The sequence below is a fragment of the Roseomonas sp. SRI_022 genome (genome assembly GCF_057586215.1).
In genome coordinates, this window is the sequence record NZ_JBYCZL010000050.1 from 1 (window position 1) to 19,647 (window position 19,647).

16 protein-coding genes are annotated in these 19,647 nt (G+C 71.8%); 8 read left to right on the forward strand and 8 right to left on the reverse strand.

What is annotated here, in order from left to right; genetic code table 11:
* Positions 1-2,572, reverse strand: a 2,572-nt coding sequence (locus tag AC2YHJ_RS27285; RefSeq protein WP_487399345.1) for a helicase-related protein, incomplete at its 3' end; no start/stop codon positions are given.
* Between the two features lie 90 nt (positions 2,573-2,662).
* On the opposite strand from AC2YHJ_RS27285, the gene AC2YHJ_RS27290 reads away from it, so the two are divergent.
* The 4 genes from AC2YHJ_RS27290 to rnk all read left to right on the forward strand — a co-directional run bounded on the left by AC2YHJ_RS27290 (position 2,663) and on the right by rnk (position 7,071).
* Complete coding sequence (locus AC2YHJ_RS27290) at positions 2,663-3,778, forward strand: MFS transporter (RefSeq protein WP_487399346.1); 1,116 nt, start codon at positions 2,663-2,665, stop codon at positions 3,776-3,778.
* A gap of 200 nt (positions 3,779-3,978) precedes the next feature.
* Positions 3,979-5,223 (forward strand): cadherin-like domain-containing protein, encoded by a 1,245-nt coding sequence (locus AC2YHJ_RS27295; protein WP_487399347.1) that lies wholly within the window; start codon positions 3,979-3,981, stop codon positions 5,221-5,223.
* A gap of 189 nt (positions 5,224-5,412) precedes the next feature.
* A complete protein-coding gene (locus AC2YHJ_RS27300) occupies positions 5,413-6,438 on the forward strand; it encodes a Bug family tripartite tricarboxylate transporter substrate binding protein (protein WP_487399348.1) in 1,026 nt (341 codons plus the stop codon).
* A 219-nt stretch (positions 6,439-6,657) separates the two neighbouring features.
* The gene (gene rnk, locus AC2YHJ_RS27305; RefSeq protein WP_487399349.1) at positions 6,658-7,071 is read left to right on the forward strand and encodes a nucleoside diphosphate kinase regulator; all 414 of its coding nucleotides are present in this window, start codon (positions 6,658-6,660) and stop codon (positions 7,069-7,071) included.
* A gap of 91 nt (positions 7,072-7,162) precedes the next feature.
* On the opposite strand, the gene acnA is transcribed toward rnk, so the two are convergent.
* Positions 7,163-9,859: an aconitate hydratase AcnA gene (gene acnA, locus AC2YHJ_RS27310; RefSeq protein WP_487399350.1), complete on the reverse strand. Its 2,697-nt coding sequence runs from the start codon at positions 9,857-9,859 to the stop codon at positions 7,163-7,165.
* Between the two features lie 103 nt (positions 9,860-9,962).
* On the opposite strand from acnA, the gene ccmA reads away from it, so the two are divergent.
* The 3 genes from ccmA (at position 9,963) to AC2YHJ_RS27325 (ending at position 11,915) form a co-directional block, all read left to right on the forward strand.
* Complete coding sequence (gene ccmA, locus AC2YHJ_RS27315; protein WP_487399351.1) at positions 9,963-10,574, forward strand: heme ABC exporter ATP-binding protein CcmA; 612 nt, start codon at positions 9,963-9,965, stop codon at positions 10,572-10,574.
* Positions 10,571-11,230 (forward strand): heme exporter protein CcmB, encoded by a 660-nt coding sequence (gene ccmB / locus AC2YHJ_RS27320; protein ID WP_487399352.1) that lies wholly within the window; start codon positions 10,571-10,573, stop codon positions 11,228-11,230. Before ccmA ends, ccmB begins: the two co-directional genes overlap by 4 nt.
* A 412-nt stretch (positions 11,231-11,642) precedes the next feature.
* Positions 11,643-11,915 carry a hypothetical protein gene (locus tag AC2YHJ_RS27325; RefSeq protein ID WP_487399353.1) on the forward strand — a complete coding sequence of 91 codons (273 nt, stop codon included), beginning with the start codon at positions 11,643-11,645 and terminating at the stop codon, positions 11,913-11,915.
* A gap of 9 nt (positions 11,916-11,924) precedes the next feature.
* Here AC2YHJ_RS27325 and AC2YHJ_RS27330 read toward each other — a convergent pair whose 3' ends face one another.
* From AC2YHJ_RS27330 to tsaD, 3 genes are all read right to left on the reverse strand, one after another.
* A complete protein-coding gene (locus tag AC2YHJ_RS27330; protein WP_487399354.1) occupies positions 11,925-12,908 on the reverse strand; it encodes an NAD(P)H-dependent glycerol-3-phosphate dehydrogenase in 984 nt (327 codons plus the stop codon).
* Positions 12,909-13,194: 286 nt separating this feature from the next.
* Positions 13,195-14,019 (reverse strand): 23S rRNA (adenine(2030)-N(6))-methyltransferase RlmJ, encoded by an 825-nt coding sequence (locus tag AC2YHJ_RS27335; protein WP_487399355.1) that lies wholly within the window; start codon positions 14,017-14,019, stop codon positions 13,195-13,197.
* On the reverse strand, positions 14,016-15,065 hold the full coding sequence (gene tsaD, locus AC2YHJ_RS27340; RefSeq protein WP_487399356.1) for a tRNA (adenosine(37)-N6)-threonylcarbamoyltransferase complex transferase subunit TsaD: 1,050 nt from the start codon (positions 15,063-15,065) through the stop codon (positions 14,016-14,018). The genes AC2YHJ_RS27335 and tsaD overlap by 4 nt, the downstream gene beginning before the upstream one ends.
* A gap of 219 nt (positions 15,066-15,284) precedes the next feature.
* Between tsaD and hemC the strand changes: the two genes are divergently transcribed.
* Positions 15,285-16,271: a hydroxymethylbilane synthase gene (gene hemC / locus AC2YHJ_RS27345; RefSeq protein ID WP_487399357.1), complete on the forward strand. Its 987-nt coding sequence runs from the start codon at positions 15,285-15,287 to the stop codon at positions 16,269-16,271.
* 218 nt (positions 16,272-16,489) lie between these two features.
* Here the strand turns inward: hemC and AC2YHJ_RS27350 are convergent, their stop codons facing one another.
* The 3 genes from AC2YHJ_RS27350 to AC2YHJ_RS27360 all read right to left on the reverse strand — a co-directional run.
* A complete protein-coding gene (locus AC2YHJ_RS27350) occupies positions 16,490-17,533 on the reverse strand; it encodes an AbrB family transcriptional regulator (RefSeq protein ID WP_487399358.1) in 1,044 nt (347 codons plus the stop codon).
* A 198-nt stretch (positions 17,534-17,731) separates the two neighbouring features.
* Entirely contained in the window at positions 17,732-18,559 is an 828-nt protein-coding gene (locus AC2YHJ_RS27355; RefSeq protein ID WP_487399359.1) for a GGDEF domain-containing protein, read from the reverse strand.
* Between the two features lie 109 nt (positions 18,560-18,668).
* Positions 18,669-19,647: heme biosynthesis HemY N-terminal domain-containing protein (locus AC2YHJ_RS27360; protein ID WP_487399360.1), on the reverse strand; the 979-nt coding region annotated here is incomplete at its 5' end.

The window sequence follows — 19,647 nt, forward strand, 5'->3', positions numbered from 1 at the left end:
CGTCCGGGCGCGGGCCGCGGCGGTCGTCCCGCCGGGGGCCACGCTGGTCGTCGCGCTTCGGGCCGCGCTGCTGCTGCTGGTCATCGCGACGCGGGCCGCGATGGTGGTGCTCCTGCCGCGGCGGCCGGGCATGGGCGATGCGCGCCGGGGCGGGCGGGCCGAAGGCGGTCTCCTCGAGCACCTCGGCCGGCATCAGGCGGAAGCCCATGGCGTCCAGCACGGGGCCGAGCATGTCGCCCTTGATCCCCAGCCGGCTCGCGAGGTCGCCCGGCAGCAGCGCCGGGGCGCGGCGTGTCAGGTGGCCGATCTCGCCCGCGATGCGTTCCGCGACGTCCAGGCGCAACAGCACCGGGCCGGCCGGCAGCCAGCCCATCGTCTCGGCGAAGCCGCGGGGCCAGTCCTCCCGCGCGGGAATCGCTATCAGGCCGCCGCCCGGCAGCTTCGGCGCCTCGATCCCGCGCAGCAGCGACCAGAGCTGCGCGCGCAGCGCCATCGCCTTCGGCTTCATCGCCTCCGGCACGAACAGGGCGTAACGCCCGGCGCGGATGCCGATGGTCTTCAGCTTCTGCCGAAGGTCGGGGCGGATCTCCGGATCCGTGCGACCCATGGCGAGGCCGAGTTCCTCGCGCAGCCGGAAGGCCGGGCCGCGCAGGGTGTTGTCCTCGGCGGCCTTGCCCTCGGCGGCGAAGACGGCACCGAGCTCCCGCTTGATCAGCGCCTCAAGCCAGGTCGCCAGGCGTTCGCGGATGCGCTCGCGCTGCGCGCCGTCGAGGAATTCGGACGGCAGCACCTCGACCTGCGGCTTGGAGGGTTCCGGCCCGGGCTTGAGCTTCGCGATCTCGGCGATGTCGCCAAGGCCGGCCGGCATGTTCGGCGCGTGGGAATAGGCCCAGGTGACCTTGTGGCCGGGCGTCAGCGCGAAGGCATCGTCCTTGGCCGCTTCCAGCATGGCGACGCGGCGGGGGATCTCGGCGGCCAGCGCACGGCGGGCGGCGCGCAGCACGACGCGGCGCTCCTCCTCCTCGACCGTTGCGGAATCGGGTTCGAAGGAGAAACCCTTCACCGTGCCGACCGGATGGCCTTCCACCACCACCTCGCCACGACGGGTGACGGCGGAGAGCAGTTCCTCCTCGCTGTCATCCATCTTGCGGATCAGGTGGGCGGCGCGGCGATCGACGAAGCGCGCCGTCAGCGTTTCATGCAGCGCGTCGGAGACCATGTCCTCGGCCCGGCGGGCATCGGCCTGCAGGGACGGCGCGTCGTCGATCCAGTCGTTGCGCGCGGCGATGTAGGCCCACACACGGATGGCGGTGATCCGCGCCATCAGCGTGTCGAGGTCGCCATCGGCGCGTTCCAGCACGGCGAGGGAGGACGCCACCCAGTCGCGCGGCAGCTTCCCGTCCCGGGCAAGATGCGTGAACAGCTTGGCGCAGAGCGCGGTGTGGCTGTCATCCGCCAGCTTGCGGAAATCCGGCACCTGGCACGCTTCCCACAGCAGCCGCACGCGCGACATGGTGTCGGCGAGGCCGCGCACATCCTGGTCGCGCGACAGTGCTTCGAGCGTGATGTGATCGACCGCGTCATGCCCCTTGGTCAGCCCCGGCTGGGGCGGCGAGGCCGCGAGACTGCCGAGCAGCGCGTCGATCGAGGTGAAGTCGAGATCCGAATTGCGCCAGGCGATCTGGGCGATCGGCTCGAAGGCGTGGGTTTCGACTGCGGTGACGATCTCATCGGGCATGGTGGGGCATTCGGCGGTGGTGCCGAAGGTGCCGTCCTTCATGCCGCGCCCGGCGCGCCCGGCGATCTGCGCGACTTCCTGCGCGGTCAGGGGGCGCGGCTGGGATCCGTCGAATTTCGACAGCGCGGCGAAGGCGACATGATCCACATCCATGTTCAGGCCCATGCCGATCGCATCCGTCGCGACCAGGAAATCGACTTCGCGGTTCTGGTACAGCGCGACCTGCGCGTTGCGCGTGCGCGGCGACAGACGGCCCATCACCACCGCGCAGCCGCCACGCCGGCGGCGCACGGCCTCGGCGATGGCGTAGACCTCCTGCGCCGAGAACGCGACGATGGCCGAGCGCGCCGGCAGGCGCGTCAGCTTCGCCGGGCCGGCATAGGTCAGCTGGGACAGGCGCGGGCGCGTCTCGATCTCGGCGCGCGGCACCAGCCGACGCAGCAGCGGCGCGATCGTCTCGGCGCCGAGGAACATCGTCTCGACCATGCCGCGCGCATGCAGCAGCCGGTCGGTGAAGACATGCCCGCGATCAGGGTCGGCGCAGAGCTGGATCTCGTCCACCGCGAGGAATTCGACAGGGCGGTCGAGCGGCATCGCCTCCACCGTGCAGGCGAACCATTTCGCCTCGGGCGGGACGATCTTCTCCTCACCCGTTATGAGCGCGACGTGGCGTTCGCCCTTCTGCGCGACCATGCGGTCGTAGTTCTCGCGCGCCAGCAGGCGCAGCGGGAAGCCGATGATGCCGGATGAATGGGCAAGCAGCCGCTCGATCGCGAGATGCGTCTTGCCGGTATTGGTGGGGCCGAGGACGGCGCGAACCCGGGGTTCGAACATAGCGCGCAGACGTTCCGAAAGAGGGGGCGGGCTTCCGTCGCATGGGGCGCCGCACTTGTCCATGGCGGAGCGTTTCGGCATGGCTGCCGCGTGACATCTTCCGCCCCGCGTTTCGCCATCCTGTTCATCGCGCAATTCGGCGCGGTGGGCGTGATGATGCCCTTCATTCCGCCCTTGATGGCAGCGGCGGGGCTGTCGGCAGGCGAGGTCGGCGGCGTGCTCGCGACCGGCGCGGCGATGCGGCTGGTGGCGGGGCCGGTCGGCGGGCGCCTCGCCGACGCGCTGGGACGGCCGCGCGTGGTGATGGCGGGTGGTGCCGCGCTGGCGGCGCTGGCGGCCTGCCTCTACGGGTTGGCTCAGGGGCTGCCGGGCCTGCTCGCGGCGAACCTGCTGATGGCGATGGGATTCGCCGCGGTGGTGCCGCTTGGCGACGCCATGGCGCTGCGCGCGGCGCGGGAGGAAGGCTGGGATTACGGGCGCGTGCGCGCGCTGGGATCGGTCGCCTTCATCGTCACGGCGGGCCTGGGCGGGTGGCTGGCGGATCGCGCGGGAGCGGGCAGTATTGCCTGGCTGTTGGCCGGCGCCCTGGCGACGGCGGGGCTGGCCGCGCTCGCGGTGCCGACGGCAGCCGTGCCGGCGCGGCGCGGCGGCGGCACCTTCCGCGCGGTCGCCACCCTGCCGGGATTCTGGCGAATCCTCCTGGTGGCCGGGCTGATTCAGGGCAGCCACGCGGCCTACTACGCCTTCGGGTCGATCCATTGGGAACAGGCGGGCGTGCCGGGCATGGCGATCGGGCTGCTGTGGTCCTGGTCGGTCGTCGCGGAGGTGGCGTTGTTCGCCTGGGGCCGGCCGCTGGCCGACCGGCTGGGGTCGCGCGGCCTGGCCTTGGTCGCGGCTGCGGCGGGGGTGCTGCGCTGGGGCATCACGGCCGAGTCGGTCGCGCTGCCGGCGTTGGTGTTGGCCCAGGCGCTGCACGCGGCGACCTTCGGGGCAATGCATCTCGCCACCATGCGGGTGATGCAGCAGACCATCCCGCCGGCGGTGGCGGGCACGGCGCAGACGCTGCTCGCGGCCGGGATCGGGGCGGTGATGATGGTCGCGACCCTGCTGGCCGGGCAGGGCTATGCGGCCTTCGGGCCCTCGGTCTTCTGGGGCATGGCCGGGATGTGCGCCGCGGCCGCCATGCTGCGGCTGCGCCCTGCCTGAACCGGGCTGATCGCGCCAAGGGCGAGAGTGCCTGTCACGCCGCGCGCAGGGCGCGCATTATCCCCGCGATTCGCGAAATCTTGTCGCCACATTTCAGCGAATCGGGCAGCCGAACCATCACTTGACAACTTTCGGGCGAGTAACAAACCTGTGTTCTTCGCGCAGAAGGCGCGATGCTCCCAGGCGGATAGGAGATCCCAATGGCGGAAATGACCTTCACGATCGCCGGTGGCCCCGGGATCGAGGTCCATGTCGAGGAGGTCGACGGCGATCTCCGCTTCACCGTCTCGGTCCTGGGTGAGGGCGGGCTGACCGCCGACCTGCGCGGCTTCTTCTTCCAGGTGGCCGATGAAAGCCTGCTGGGCGGCCTGACGCTGAGCCAGGGCGGAACCGGCGTGACCGAGTTCCGCGCCAAGGAGGACAGCGTCATCGACCTCGGCCAGGGCGCCAACATGCAGGGTGCGGCCAGCCCATTCGATGTCGGCGTCGAGATCGGAACCTCGGGCACGGGTCGCGACGACATCCATAGCGTGAGCTTCGTCCTCTCCCACGCCACCGCCGACCTGTCGCTGAGCCTCATCGCGGCGCAGGAGTTCGGCGTGCGGATGACCAGCGTCGGGGGCGAGGGCGGATCGCGGTCGGGCGGGTTGAAGCTGGTCGGGACCGCTTCGGAGGTGCCGGAGGGCAACACCCCGCCGGAGGCCTTCGGCGATACCGCCACGACCACCGAGGATGCGGCGATCATCATCAATGTGCTCGGCAACGACGGCGACGCCGACGGGGATGCAGTGACGGTGTCGTTCGTCCCGGCGACGAGCGCGAGCGGCGCGGCGCTGACGCTGAATGCGGACGGGACGATCTCCTACGACCCGACAGGCTCCGCCGTGCTCGGGGCGCTGAACAACGGTCAGAGCGCGGCCGACAGCTTCGCCTACACGATCAGCGACGGGCATGGCGGGACGAGCACCGCGATCGTGCGGGTGACCGTCAATGGCGTGACGGATGGCACCGAGCCGCCGGTGGATGGGTTCCTCGGCCAGACGCTGGCCTACAGCTACGAATACCCCGCGGGCCCGTTCTTCTACGGCACCGATGTCACGGTGTCGGCGGCGGTCGAGGTGCCGGACCTGCAGTCCGCGACCCCGAGTGAGTTCACCCTGGGCAGCCTGAACATCACCGACAACCAGCTGATCTTCACCTTCGCGCCCGGCCAGACATTCTTCAGCGGCGGGTCGTTCAACGGGATCCGGATCGTGGACCAGCTCGGCACGCTGGGCGAGATCACCGGCGTGTCGATCAACGACGCAAGTACCCTCACCGACGCGCACGGACTGGTTGCGGACGACATCTCCGTCACGGCGGACAGCATCGCGGTGGACTTCGCCGATGTCGCCTACAGCATGGCGACCGGCCCCACGCTGATCCTCGACGTCTTCTTCGCCTGAACAAAGGGCACGCGGCTGACACGCAACAGCCGCGCCGCCCCGGCAGTACGATCGACACCTGTGCGCGAGGTTTGCATCGCTGTGGACAGCGGCAGGCGGCCTCGCGCATAGTTGGACTCGCTTCGTAAGCCCAACGAACAACATGCGCGAAGCACAGCCCGGAAGACCCTGTTCCCAGGAGCCACCGCCATGGTTGTGCTGATGCCGCGGCCCGTCGTGCCGCGCCCCCGCAATGCAATCCACTATCTGCGCCGCCGTCGTGTCATGGCCGCAGGCCTCGGCGCGGTTGCCGCGCCCGGCTTCGCGCGGGCCCAGGCGCCCTGGCCGCAGCGGCCGCTGCGTGCCGTCGTCGGCTTCCCGCCGGGTGGCGGCACGCTCGACGCGGTCGCGCGCGTGCTGGCACCGCGGCTCTCGGCCGCGCTCGGCCAGCCGGTGGTCGTCGAGAACCGCTCCGGCGCAGGCGGCGCAGTTGGCGCGGAATACGCCGCGCGGGCGGAGCCCGACGGCCATACGCTGCTCTTCACCAGCCTCGGCCCCGGGGCGATCCTGCCGCACCTGATCGCGAATCCGGCCTGGCGGCCCGAGGACCTCGCCTCGGTCGGCCTGATCGGACGCAATCCCGTGGGCCTCTTCGTGCGCGCGGACGGGCCGGCGGACCTCGCCGCCCTGCTGGCGGCGGCCCGTGCCCGGCCTGGTGCCATGACCTATGGCAGCAGCGGTGCCGGAAACCTCAGCTACCTCGGCATGCGCATGCTCGAACGCGTCGCCGGGATCGAGCTGCGGGACGTTCGCTATCGCGGCATTCCACCGGTGGTGATGGATCTTCTGGGCGGACGGCTCGACATGGCGCTGGACTCGCCACCCGCCTGGCTCGCGCATGTGCAGGAGGGTCGGTTGCGCATGATCGCCGTGGCCTCCGCGACGCGCTGGTCCGGCGCCCCCGGCGTTCCGACCTTCGCCGAGGCAGGCATCGCCGGCATGGAGATGCAGAACTGGCAGGGCCTGCAGGTGCCGGCGCGGACGCCGCGCCTGGTGGTGCTGCGGCTCTCCGCGGCGCTGCGCGCGGCCCTCGAGGAAACGTCCGTGCGCGAGGCGCTGGGGCGGCTCGGAATCGAGCCGCTGGCCTCGACGCCGGAGGAGATGGACCGCCTGTTGAACGAGGATTCGGCGCGCTGGCAGCGTCTGATCAAGGAAGCAGGGATCGGCCCGGACTGAACGCGATGCCCGTCGATGCGCCGGGCGTCCATCAGAACAGGCTTGATTGCGGCGACCGGCGGCCCGATCTTCCATCCATGGTGCTGACCGCCACAATCCGTCGCCGTCTGGCCCAACCGGGGTGCCTCATCGCGGGCAGCTGACCCCGGCGATGCGCGCTGACGCGCCGCCGCCGGGGAGCGCCCTTTGCGATCCATCCCGACACCACAAGGAATTCCCATGCTTGCGACCACCACCCGGCGCGCCACGCGGCAGCGCCCATCCATCACGCTGTCCGAAGCCGACCACGACATGCTGATCGGCCTTGCCGAACGCGGCGCCCGCAGCAACCCCGAAGCCGCCCGCCTGTTGCTGGAAGAAGCCGACCGCGCCGAGCTGGTGCCGGCGGCGCGGCTGCCGGCCAATGTCGTCGCCCTCGGGTCCCATGTCGTCTTCACCGATGCGGCAAGCGGGCTGACGCGCCGCGTGCAGATCGTGCTGCCGGCGGAAGCCGATATCGGGCAGGGGCGCGTCTCCGTGCTGTCCCTGGTCGGCGCCGGGCTGATCGGGCTGAAGGCGGGACAGTCCATCGACTGGCCGACCCAGGACGGGCGGCTGCGGCGGCTGTCCGTCGTGCAGGTCGAAGCGGGCTGACGGCAGGACGGGCGCAGCCCCTTCCACCAGAAAGGGCGCGGCCCCTTGCGGAACCGCGCCCCCTGGCATTCTCCGGCGATGCCGGGCGGCGTCAGGCCGCCTTCGCCATCCCGCGCAGCACGTAGTGCAGGATGCCGCCGTTCTTGTAGTACTCGACCTCATCGGCCGTATCGACGCGGCACAGCACCTGCGTCTTCACCTGCGACCCGTCGGCGCGGGTGATGACGACGTCCATCATCATGCGCGGGGACAGGTTCTCCACGCCCAGGATGTCGATCGTCTCGTCGCCGGTCAGGCCCAGGGACTGGCGGCTCTCGCCGTCCTTGAAGACCAGCGGCAGCACGCCCATGCCGACCAGGTTGGACCGGTGGATGCGCTCGAAGGATTCGGCGATCACCGCCTTTACGCCCAGCAGGAAGGTGCCCTTCGCCGCCCAGTCGCGGGAGGAGCCGGTGCCGTATTCCTTGCCGCCGAGAACGACCAGCGGCACGCCGTCCTTCTTGTACATCATGGCGACGTCGTAGATCGGCGCCACCGTGCCCGACGGGTAGTGCTTCGACACGCCGCCTTCCACGCCCGGCACCATCTCGTTCTTGATGCGGATGTTGGCGAAGGTGCCGCGCATCATGACCTGGTGGTTGCCGCGGCGCGCGCCGTAGGAGTTGAAGTCCGCCTGGCGCACCTGGTGTTCCAGCAGGTATTCGCCCGCCGGGGACGCCTTCTTGATCGAACCGGCCGGGGAGATGTGGTCGGTCGTGATCGAGTCACCCAGCTCCGCCAGGATGCGCGCGCCCTTGATGGACCCGACCGCGCCCGGTTCCATCGTCATGCCCTCGAAGTACGGAGGGTTCTGCACGTAGGTGGAACCGGAATTCCAGCGATAGGTGTCGCTGTCCGCATCGACGCGGATGGCCTGCCACTGCGCCGGGCCCTTGAACACGTCGCCATAGCGTTCCTGGAACATGGCGCGGGTGACGACGGCATGCACCGTGTCCGCCACTTCCTTCTGGGTCGGCCAGATGTCCTTGAGGAACACCGGCTGGCCGTCCTTGCCCGTGCCGATCGGCTCCTTCGTCAGGTCCTTCTTCACCGTGCCGGCGAGCGAGTAGGCGACCACCAGCGGCGGGGAAGCGAGGTAGTTCGCGCGCACATTGGCATGCACGCGCCCTTCGAAGTTGCGGTTGCCCGACAGCACCGAGGTCACGACCAGCTTGTTGCCCTCGACCGCATCCACGATCGGGTCGGCGAGCGGGCCGGAATTGCCGATGCAGGTGGTGCAGCCATAGCCGACCGTCTGGAAGCCCAGCGCGTCGAGATAGGTCTGCAGCCCCGACTTATCGAGGTATTCCGTGACCACCTGCGATCCCGGCGCGAGCGAGGTCTTCACCCACGGCTTCGCCGTCAGCCCCTTCTCCACCGCCTTCTTCGCGACCAGGCCCGCGGCCACGAGCACATAGGGGTTGGAGGTGTTGGTGCACGACGTGATCGCCGCGATCACCACGTCCCCATGGCCGAGGTCGTAGTCCGCACCGGCCACCGGCACGCGCAGCTCGGCCTTGTCGCCCGGCACGCCCATGGTGCCCGCCGCGAGGTCCTTGCCGAAGGCGCCGCCGACATTGCCGAGCGCCACGCGGTCCTGCGGACGCTTCGGGCCGGCCATGGACGGCTCGACGGTGGACAGGTCGAGTTCCAGCGTGTCGGTGAAGACGGGGTCCGGCGAGTTCGCCTCGCGGAACATCCCCTGCGCCTTCAGGTAGTCGCGCGTCAGGTTGATGCGGTGCTCGTCGCGGCCGGACAGGCGCAGGTAGTCGAGCGTCGTCTCGTCCACCGGGAAGAAGCCGCAGGTCGCGCCGTATTCCGGGGCCATGTTGCCGATCGTCGCGCGGTCCGCCAGCGGCAGGTGCGCGAGGCCGGGGCCGTAGAATTCGACGAACTTGCCGACCACGCCCTTCTTGCGGAGCATCTGCGTGACGGTCAGCACCAGGTCGGTCGCCGTGATGCCCTCACGCACCGAACCAGTCAGCTTGAAGCCGATCACGTCGGGGATGAGCATGGCGATCGGCTGGCCGAGCATCGCCGCCTCGGCCTCGATGCCGCCGACGCCCCAGCCCAGCACGCCGAGGCCGTTGACCATCGTCGTGTGGCTGTCCGTGCCGTAGCAGGAATCCGGGAAGGCGTAGGTGTCGCCGATGTCGGTCGAGGTCCACACCACCTGCGCCAGGTATTCGAGGTTCACCTGGTGGCAGATGCCAGTGCCCGGCGGCACGACGCGGAAGTTGTTGAAGGCTTCCTGGCCCCAGCGGAGGAATTCATAGCGCTCGCCGTTGCGCTCGAACTCGATGTCCACGTTCTGCTGCAGCGCGGTCGGCGTGCCCGACACGTCCACCATCACCGAGTGGTCGATGACGAGGTCGACCGGCACCAGCGGGTTCACCTTGCGCGGATCGCCGCCGAGCTTGAGCAGCGCGTCGCGCATCGCGGCGAGATCGACCACCGCGGGAACGCCGGTGAAGTCCTGCAGCAGGATGCGGGCCGGGCGGAAGGGCACTTCCTTGGTCGAGCGGCCTTCCTTCACCCATTCCGCGATCTTCTTCGCGTCGTCCACGGTGTAGGAGCGGCCATCCTCGAAGCGCAGCACGTTCTCGAGCAGCACCTTGAGGCTGTAGGGCAGGCGCGAGATGTCGCCGATGCTCTTGGCCGCCTCGGGCAGGCTGAAGTAGTGATAGGTCTTGCCGTCCACCGCGAGGGTGCGGCGGGTCTTCAGGCTGTCCTGCCCGATCATCCGCATGGTTGGGGTGCCCTTCCTCAGATCCGAGCCGCCCATTCGCGGCTGCACAAACGGGCGGGTTAAAGCATGGCGGCCGGCAGCGGTCCATGGATTGGGGGCGGGATTGGCTGATCCGGGCGAGACGGTGCTTGAGGCGCGCGACATCGCCTGCCTGCGGGGGGAAAGGGTCGTCTTCGCGGGCCTGTCCCTGGCCCTGCCGGCCGGGGCGGCGCTGCTGCTGACCGGCGCCAACGGCGCGGGCAAATCCACCCTGCTGCGGATGCTGGCCGGCCTGCTGCGCCCGGCCGAGGGAGCCGTGTCTTGGGCCGGGCAGGATGTCGCTGCCGACCCCGCCGCCCATGCCGCCCGGCTGCGCTACCTGTCGCACCAGGACGCGCTGAAGCCGGCGCTGACGGTGGCCGAGAACCTCGCCTTCTTCGCGGCGCTGTGGGGCGGTGCGGTGGCGCCGGCGCTCGCGGTGGTAGCCCTCGACGGGCTGGCCGACCTGCCGGCGCGGGTGCTGTCCTCGGGCCAGAAGCGGCGCCTGGCGCTCGCGCGGCTGGCGCTGGCGCCCGCACCGCTGTGGCTGCTGGATGAACCGACCACAGGGCTCGATGCCGCCTCGGTGGAACGGCTCGCGCCGTTGCTCGCGGCGCATCGCGCGGCAGGGGGCATCGTGGTCGCGGCGACGCATATCCCGCTGCCCCTGCCCGATGCGCGGGAACTGCGGCTGTGAGGGCCTTCACCGCCCTGCTGGGCCGTGAGCTGCGGCTCGCCCTGCGGCACCCGGCCGATACGCTGGCGGCGGTGCTGTTTTTCGTTCTCGTCGCCGCATTGTTCCCCTTCGGCGTCGGCCCGGCGCCGGAGACGCTGGCGCGCCTCGCCCCCGGCGCGCTGTTCGCCGCCGCGCTGCTGGCCGCGCTGCTGCCGCTCGACCGCCTGTTCGGCGCGGATGCGGAGGACGGGACGCTCGACCAGTTGCTGCTGTCGGGCCTGCCGCGCGGGGCGATCGCGGCGGGGAAGGCGCTCGGTCACTGGATCACCACCGGCCTGCCGCTGCTGGCCGCGACGCCGGTCGCCGCGGCGCTGCTGAACCTGCCGGTGGAGGCCTGGGGCGCGGCGCTGGCGGCGCTGGCGCTCGCCACCGCGCTGCTGTCGCTGCTCGGCACGGTGGGGGCGGCGCTGACGCTCGGCGCGCGGCGCGGGTCGGTGCTGCTGCCTCTGCTCGTGCTGCCGCTGGCGATCCCGGCGGTGATCTTCGGCGCCGCGGCGATCGAGGCCGCCGCCGCCGGGCTGTCGCCCGCGCCCTTCCTGCTGCTGCTCGGTGCCGGCGTATCGCTGGCGCTGCCGCTGGCGCCGCTGGCGGCTGGGGCGGCGCTGACGGCGGAATAGATGGACCGGGGCTCCGCCACCGGTCCGGAAGCGGGAACTCCCTGCCCGGGCAGGGCGCCGCGCCCGTCCTGCGCGACTGTCATCGGTCTCGTAGACGTGATGTATCTCAACGATACGTAAGCGATTCCTGACGCGGCCCGGCGTTGTTGACGCCGACCGCGGAAGCCGAGGAAATCCCTGGGGTTCCGCATGGCAGCCGACGAAGCCGGTGCGCATCGCCCCGCATCTTGAGGCGAGTTGCGCGCAGCCGCGCTACCGCTGGTCGGTGGCATCCGGTCCGGGGCGGACCGTATGTTTTCGTATCGATTCGCCGGCCCGGGACCGCATGACGCGCCCGCCCGGCGATGTCTTGAACGGTTGCCGCCACAACGGCGGCGCCGTGTCCGCTTTCCCCGGGAGGGACACGTCGCCCATGGCAGATTCGTCGAACAGCTTGCCCGACGACGTCATCATCACGCTGCGCCCCGTCGCGGGCGGCGCCAACACCATCGAAATCGATCGCCTGCAGGATGGTTCCTACCGCGCGACGCATCGCGCCGGGCTGGGGACGCTTGAACTCTGCCGCACCGACGATCTGGAACGGCTGCTGCGCCAGTTGAACGAGGCACTGATCTCCGGGACGCAGTCCGGCTACGTCGCCGCCGTGCGCAACCTGCACGATTCGGAACTGACGCGGACGGCCTGACCGGCCGCGCTATTCCGCGCGCAGCGGCCGCGAGAGCAGCCGTGCCATCGCCTCCGGCACCGTGATGCGTTCCGCCACCAGGTCGGCCACCGCCTCGCAGATCGGCAGTTCCACGCCCGCCGCCGCCGCGCGTGCCACGATGGCCGGCGCCGTCGCCACGCCCTCGGTCACGCCCGCGCGCGCCGCCAGCACTGCGGCGAGGCGTTCGCCCCGCCCCAGCGCGAGGCCGAGCGACATGTTCCGGCTGCCCGTCCCCGCGCAGGTCAGCATCAGGTCGCCGAGCCCGGTCAACCCCGCCGCCGTTTCCGCCCGCCCGCCCAGCGCCACCGCCAGCCGCGACAATTCGGCCAGCCCGCGCGTGACGAGCGCGGCGCGCGCATTCTCACCCAGCCCCGCGCCGATCACCGCGCCGGCGGCGATGGCGATGACGTTCTTCGCCGCTCCCCCGACCTCCGCACCGATCGGATCCTCCCCGCCATAAAGCCGGAAGGCGGGGGAGGAGAGCAGCGCCAGCCCCGCCTCCCGCAGCGCCGGATCGGCGGCGGCGATCACGGCGGCGGCGGGCAATCCACGCGCCACCTCATGCGCGAAATTCGGCCCCGACAGCACGCCCGCCGGCACACCCGGCCGCAATGCGGTGATGATCTCGAGCGGCAGGCGCAGCGTCGCGGCCTCGACGCCCTTGCAGCAGGCGAGCAGCGGCACCGCGCGCTCCGGCATGTCCGCCAGCACGCGCGCCAGCGCCTGCGCGGGGACCACGAGCAGCGCCAGCGCGGCACCGTCGAGCGCTTGGCCCGCATCGGCGGTGACGACCATCGCGTCGGCCAGCGCGACGCCGGGCAGATACCGCGTGTTCTCCCGCGCGGCGTTGATGGCCGCGGCGCGCGCGGCGTCACGCGCCCAGAGCGTCACGTCGCAACCCGCACGCGCGGCCTGGATGGCCAGCGCGGTTCCCCAGGCGCCGGCGCCGAGGATGGCGACGCGGGGCGTCATGGCGCGGGCGGCGCGGAGAGGGGCTTTGCCCCTCTCCGGACCTCTCCCCACCAAAGGCCGAAAGGCCTTTGGAAACGATCACCTGGTGCCCGGCGCCGCGGGCAGAGAGAGTGGCCAGGGCGCGCCCTGCACCACGATGGTCCATCATCCTGGGCATCGGGCACAGCGGCCACGCGCCAGGATGGCAACCCGCGTCGCGCCCAACGCCAAGTGCCGGCATTCCAAAGGGCACTGCCCTTTGGTGGGGAGGTCCGGAGGGGCAAAGCCCCTCCGGCCTGCACCGGCCTCATTCCGCCACCACCCGCGTCACCGCCACCCCCGCTCCGCTCTCGCTTTCCAACGCCGCCAGCAGGGCCGACAGCACGTCCCGCGCCGCATCCTCGAACCCAAAGGGCGCGTTCGCCACCAACAGCCCGCTGCCGTTCAGCCGGCGTGGGTCAGTCGGCTCGCGCAGCCACATCTCGGCGGCGATCACGTCCCGCGCGCCTGAACCGCGCAGCGTGTCGTGGAAGTCGCGCACGGGCGCGCGGTGCTTCACGGGATACCAGGCGGCGATGATCGCGGCGCGGAAGCGGCGCTGCACTTCGGCGATGGCGCCGGCGAGGCGCGCGAATTCCTCATCCTGCTCGAAGGGCGGGTCCAGCAGCACCAGGCCGCGCCGCTCGGGGAAGGGGGTCAGGGCGCGGATCGCCTCATAGGCATCGCGCCGGTGCACGGCCACTTGCCGGTCGCGCGCGAAATGGGCGCGCAGCGCGGCGTGGTCTTCCGGGTGCAACTCGCAGCAGGCGAGCCGGTCCTGCGGGCGCAGCGCGGCGCGGATCAGCGCCGGGGATCCGGGGTAGCGCGTGGGGAAGCCCTCCGTCGCCAGCGCCGCGACGAAGGGGGTGAGCGGCCCTTCCGTGATCCCCTGCAGCCGCAGCGCGCCGCGCGCCGCCTCCCCGGTGCGTGCGGCCTCATCGGCCGACAGGTCGTAGATCCCGCGCCCGGCATGGGTGTCGAGCACGGCGAAGGGCGCCTCCTTCCGCTTCAAGGCATCGAGCAGCAGCAGCAGCAGCGCGTGCTTCAGGCAGTCGGCGTGGTTCCCGGCATGGAAGGCGTGGCGGTAGTTCATGCCGCGCCCGCCAATTCCGCCAGCGGCCAGCGCGGGCGCGGGCTGTGGTCCATCGGGTCGGTCAGCCCGGCGCGCAGCCTTTCAATCCCGGCCCAGGCCACCATCACGGCGTTGTCGGTGCACAGCCGCAGCGGCGGGGCGAGCATCGGCACCCCGGCGGCCGCGGCCGCACCAGTCAGCGCGGCGCGCACCGCGCCATTGGCCGCCACGCCGCCGGCGACCACCACGGCCGTCGCATCCGGCACCATGGCCAGGGCGTGCCGCGCGCGGTCGGCCAGCACGGCGGCGACCGAGGCCTGGAAGGATGCGGCCACGTCGTCCCGTCGCGCCCCCTGGGCCAGCGCGCGGGCCACCGCGGTCTTGAGGCCGGAGAAGGAGAAATCGCACCCCGGCCGCCCCAGCAGCGGCCGCGGCAGCGGCACCGCCTTCACATCGCCCTGCGCCGCCAGTCGTTCCAGATGCGGCCCGCCCGGCCAGGGCAGGCCCATCAGCTTCGCCGCCTTGTCGAAGGCCTCCCCCACCGCGTCGTCCAGCGTGGAACCGAGCCGGCGATACCGCCCCAGCCCCTCCACCGCGACGCATTGGCAATGCCCGCCCGAGACCAGCAGCAGCAGGTAGGGAAAGGCCGGTGCGCCCGCTTCCACGAGCCCGGGCAGCCGCGCCGTCAGCGCATGCGCTTCCAGGTGGTTCACCGCGACGAAGGGCAGCCCCTGGGCGATCGCCACGCCCTTGCCGAAGGAGGCACCGACGATCAGCCCGCCGATCAGCCCGGGGCCGGAGGTCGCCGCCACCGCGCCGAGGTCGCCGTAACTCAGCCCCGCCCGGCGCAGCACCGCCTCCGCCAGGCCCGGCAGGGCGGCGAGATGCGCGCGCGCCGCGATCTCCGGCACCACGCCGCCGAAGGCCGCGTGCTCCTTCTCCTGGCTCAGCACCGCCTCGGCCAGGATGGCGCCATCCGGGGCGAGCACGGCGGCGGCCGTCTCGTCGCAGCTGCTCTCCAGCCCCAGCACCGGACCGCGCAGGACAATTCCATCTTTCGCACCCATGGGCGGGGTTCTTAGGCCGTTCGGCACCGGCCCGCACCCCCACCCGGCCCGGCCGCGCGCGGATGTCCGGGCCGGTGCCGTTTCCGCGAGTGCGGAAAACGTCTGGAGCCGTTTCCGTTCGCCCTCGCTCACGGTAACGACTCTAGGCTTTTGTTTTTGCGAGCATCTTCACCCGACCAGGTGATTTCACCTGATCGGGATCTGCTCTAAGACGCGCGCATGGCCCTTGCCCACCCCACGGCCGTGCCGAAGCACCGCCGGTCCCTGCCGCTGCGCGTTGGCACGCGCGCCTCTCCGCTCGCCCTGTGGCAGACGCGGGACTTCCTCGGCCGCGTCACCCGCTTCTGCCCCGTGCTGCGCGACGCCAAGGCCTTCGAGGAACATCCGATCAACACCTCCGGCGACCGCATCCAGGACCGGAAACTGGCGGATATCGGCGGCAAGGGGCTGTTCGCGAAGGAGATCCACGAGGCCCTGCTCGACGGCCGCGTGGATTTCGCGGTGCATTCGCTCAAGGACCTCGAGACCGAGATGCCGCCCGGCATCGTGCTCGCCTGCACCCTGAAGCGGGAGGATGCGCGGGACTGCCTGCTGCCCGGCCCGTCCCTGCCGCCCTGCGACCCGGCCGACCCCTTCGCGGCCCTGCCGCACGGGGCGGTGGTCGGCACATCCTCCGTCCGCCGCCAGTCGCAGCTGCTGCACCGGCGGCCCGACCTGCAGGTCGTGATGTTCCGCGGCAACGTGCAGACCCGCCTGCGCAAGCTGGCGGAAGGCGAGGCGGCGGCCACCATGCTGGCGCTGGCCGGGCTGCGCCGCATGGGGCTGAACCCACCGGGCAGCGTCGCCATCGACCCCGAGGAGATGGTCCCCGCCGCGGGCCAGGGCATCGTCGGCGTCACCGTGCGGGCGGATGACACCGAACTGCACGAACTCCTCGCCGCCATCGAGGACCCGGAGGCGCGCGCCGTCTCCTCGGCCGAACGCGCCCTGCTGGCCGCGCTGGACGGGTCCTGCCGCACACCGATCGGCGGGCATGCGCGGCTGCTGGAGGACGGACGGCTGCGGCTTACGGGGCTCGTCGCCCGCGCTGACGGGACCTTCCTGCTGAAGCGCACCGAGGAAGGGCCGGCGAAGGACGCGGTACGGCTGGGCGAGGAACTCGGGCGGGCGCTGCGGCGGGACAGCCCGGCGGATCTGTTCGCGTAGCGCGGCCGAGAGGGGCGCCGCCCCTCTCGGGCTCTCCCCGCCAGGGGGCAACGGCCCCCTGGACCGCGGGGAATTGGCGCCGAACCGGCGATCGTTCTCGCAATTGGCGTGGTGATGGAGTATGTTTTCCCAACCAAGGGGCGAGATGCGGTCGAATGGGGAGAATAAAGGAATAAAAGTTTAAAATCGTAAAGTTTAAAGTGGTGCGCGTGTCGGGCTCACTCGCGGGTCTTCCGCGCATGGAGCAGGCGGAAGGCCGGCGGCGTCAGCACCGTCACCAGGAAGATGCGCGTCACGTGCAGCGTCACGATCAGCGCAACGTCCATCCCCAGCACCTTGCCGGTCAGGCTCATCTCCGCGACGCCGCCTGGCGCCGTGCCAAGCAGCATCGCCCCGAAGGGCTCGCCGAAGGCCCAGGCGAGCGCCGCACCGGCCACCGCGCAGCCGACCATCAGCTGCACCACCTGCATCACCGCATGCGGCAGGAAGCGGCGGAGGGGGCGGATCGTCTCCCGCCCGAACGCCGCACCCAGGCTGACGCCCAGCATCACCTGCGCCAACGCCGACAGCCACGGCGGCACGCCCGACAAGGCGAAGCCGGACGCGGTCAGCGCCGCCGTCACCGACAATGGCCCGAGCATCCAGCCCGCCCGCACGCCGGACCACACCAGCAGCCAGCCGGCCAGCAACCCGCCGCCCACCTGCAACGCCAGGATCGCCGGCAGGAAGGGGAGGATGGTGGAGGCCTGCGGGATGTCCCCCTTCAGCCCGGCCAATGCGAAGATGTTGGGCACCAGCACGACGACGGAACAGACGCGTAGCAACTGCGCCAGCGCGACCGGCGCCGGCCGGCCGCCATAACCCTCGGCGAGCATCGCCATGTCGGCGACGCCCCCCGGAATGGAGGCGAACCAGGCCGTCGCCATGTCCACCTTCGCCCGCTTCGCGAGCAGCGGCGCCAACGCCCCGCCGATCGCCAGCGTGACGATGGCCGCGAGCAGCAGCAGCCCCGCCTTCGACGCGAGCAGCGCCGCCGTCGCGGGCGTGAAATAGGCCCCGAGCGCGATGCCGATGATGCCGAGGAAGCCGTTGCGCACCCGCGGGTCCGCTTCCGCCGGCAGGCCGGCCAGGCGCGTGCCGGCAACCGCGACAAGCGCGCCGATCAGCCAGGGCAGCGGCAGGTGCAGGACCCAGAAGATGGCGCCGCCGGCCGCGCCGACCACGGCGCCGAAGATCAGGCGCAATGCCTTCGTCGGGGTCACGGCGTGCCGCCCGCGCGGGTGTCCGGGGGCTGGCGAATCTGGGGTGCTCCTTCGTCGATTCCGCCGGTGCGGTGGTACGGCGCCGGCGTGGCCGATCCTCGCACGCAAGTCCCGCGCCACGAATACCGGTTCCTCCGGAGGTTCACCCTTGCGGCTCCGGTATCCGCACGCTGCCGTCCCACCAGCGCCGCACGTCGCTCAGCCGATGACGATCCGATCCCGCCCGTCGGCCTTGGCGGCATAGAGGGCGCGATCCGCGGCGCTGAGCGCCGCCTCCAGTGCCGCCGCATCAGCCCCCGCACCGATGGTCGCGACGCCGGCGCTGAACGTCACCCGGCATTGCGGTGCGCCGGGATGCGGCACGCTGTCTGCGACCAGAACGCGCAGGCGCTCGGCGACCTGCGCCGCGGCCGCGACGCCATCGCCCGGCAGCAACAACACGAACTCCTCGCCACCCAGGCGGCCGGGCACGTCGGTCGCGCGAACCGCCCCGGCGATCGCGGCGGCAACGCCGCGCAGCACCAGGTCGCCGGCGTGATGGCCGAAGCCGTCATTGATCGCCTTGAAGCGATCGAGGTCCAGCATCAGCACGGAGCAGTCGCCATCGGTGCGCCGGATGACGGCCAGTGCCGGCAGCGCGCGCGCGAAGAAGCCCCGGCGATTTGGTAGCCCGGTCAGGATGTCGGTCTCGGACATCGTGGCCAGTTGCGCCTCCAGCATGTCGCGACGGCGCCAGCTTTCGATCAGCAGCAGAAAGAAGGTGGGGACCAGGACGTCGAGCGTGACCCAGAGCCAGTCGAGCGGTTCGTTCTCCGGCGCCGCGCCGCGCAGGGCGACGACCGTGGCGTCGAGCGCTGTCAGGCCGGCCACCGTGAACAGCATCAGCGTCCCGAGCAGGCGCACCCCGCGGCGCCAACCATCGCCGCGCACCGCCAATGCCCGCGTCACGCCGTAGCCGAAGGCAGCCAAGGCCAGGACGGCCGTGACCGCCCGCAGCCCGACATGCAGAGGGACCTCCCAGCCCATCATCCCACTCCGAGACCCCCCTTGTCGGACTGTGGCCGACTTCGTTCCGCATTGGATGACGAGACGGTCCGGGAACAGCGCTACGCCGCAATCACCCCGCGCAGCCCCGTCATCCCGCCGCCGGCACCGAGGCGGGCGCCGACCAGGCGATCCGTCCGACCTCGCCGCAGGCGCTGCATTCGGCCTTCCACGCGCCATGCTCGGCGCCGCAGGCGGCGCAGCGCCAGACCGGCGCGCCGGGGGCATTGGCGGCGCCGCGCAGCCAGCGCGCCTGGGCGGCGCGGGCATCGGCGGTGTCGCCGTGCTCGGCTTCCTCCAGCTCGGCCAGCATCAGATAGGCGCGGCGGTCGGCCGCGCCGGCGGCGACCAGCGCTTCCAGCTCGGCGCGCGCCCGGCCGGTCAGCCCGGCATCGAGAGCGGTCCGCGCCATCAGCAGCCGGCTTTCCGGATGGTCGGCGTTGCGGTGGATCAGGTCCTCCAGCGCCTTCACGCGGGCGAGCTTGGCCGGCGTGCCGGCGAGCCAGGCCATGCCGATATCGGGATGCGGCGCGGCCATCCAGGCCTGTTCCAGCACGACCCGCGCCTTGCGCGCGCTGCCCGCGGCGGCAAGCCGCTTCGCATGCGCGATGGCGGCCGGCGCGAAGCCGGCATCGGCGGCGAAGGCCTGCTTCTCCAACTCGGCGGCGCGGGCGGGGTCGCTCTCCTGCTCGGCGGCGGCCAGCGCGAGCGCGGCTCGCGGCCCGCCGGGCGGGGACAGCGCCAGTGCCTCCCGCCAGTCATGGGTGCGCAGCGCCAGCACCTGGCGTTCCTCGCGCAGCCAGGCCGCACCTGGCTGGGCGGCATCGGCTTCCTTGGCGAGGCGATGCGCGGCCTCCCAATCCTCCCGCTGCATGGCCTGGCGCAGCAGGCCACGCAAGCCGAGGAAGCGGGCATCGGGGCGTTCGGCCAGTGCCTTGAAGGCATCCGCCGCCATGTCCTCCCGCCCCGCGAGCCGGGCGGCCTCGGCAGCCAGCAGCAGGGTCTGCGGCGTGTCGCCGAGCAGATGGCGGGCGCGGCGGACCTCGACGCGCGCGGCCTCGGGCGTGCCG

What these genes read in the sequence shown, in the direction of transcription:
- AC2YHJ_RS27295 (WP_487399347.1), top strand. Translation starts at nt 3,979, where the DNA reads ATGGCGGAAATGACCTTCACGATCGCCGGTGGCCCCGGGATCGAGGTC.
- AC2YHJ_RS27300 (WP_487399348.1), top strand. Translation starts at nt 5,413, where the DNA reads ATGGTTGTGCTGATGCCGCGGCCCGTCGTGCCGCGCCCCCGCAATGCA.
- rnk (WP_487399349.1), top strand. Translation starts at nt 6,658, where the DNA reads ATGCTTGCGACCACCACCCGGCGCGCCACGCGGCAGCGCCCATCCATC.
- acnA (WP_487399350.1), bottom strand. Translation starts at nt 9,859, where the DNA reads ATGCGGATGATCGGGCAGGACAGCCTGAAGACCCGCCGCACCCTCGCG.
- AC2YHJ_RS27325 (WP_487399353.1), top strand. Translation starts at nt 11,643, where the DNA reads ATGGCAGATTCGTCGAACAGCTTGCCCGACGACGTCATCATCACGCTG.
- AC2YHJ_RS27330 (WP_487399354.1), bottom strand. Translation starts at nt 12,908, where the DNA reads ATGACGCCCCGCGTCGCCATCCTCGGCGCCGGCGCCTGGGGAACCGCG.
- AC2YHJ_RS27335 (WP_487399355.1), bottom strand. Translation starts at nt 14,019, where the DNA reads ATGAACTACCGCCACGCCTTCCATGCCGGGAACCACGCCGACTGCCTG.
- tsaD (WP_487399356.1), bottom strand. Translation starts at nt 15,065, where the DNA reads ATGGGTGCGAAAGATGGAATTGTCCTGCGCGGTCCGGTGCTGGGGCTG.
- hemC (WP_487399357.1), top strand. Translation starts at nt 15,285, where the DNA reads ATGGCCCTTGCCCACCCCACGGCCGTGCCGAAGCACCGCCGGTCCCTG.
- AC2YHJ_RS27355 (WP_487399359.1), bottom strand. Translation starts at nt 18,559, where the DNA reads ATGGGCTGGGAGGTCCCTCTGCATGTCGGGCTGCGGGCGGTCACGGCC.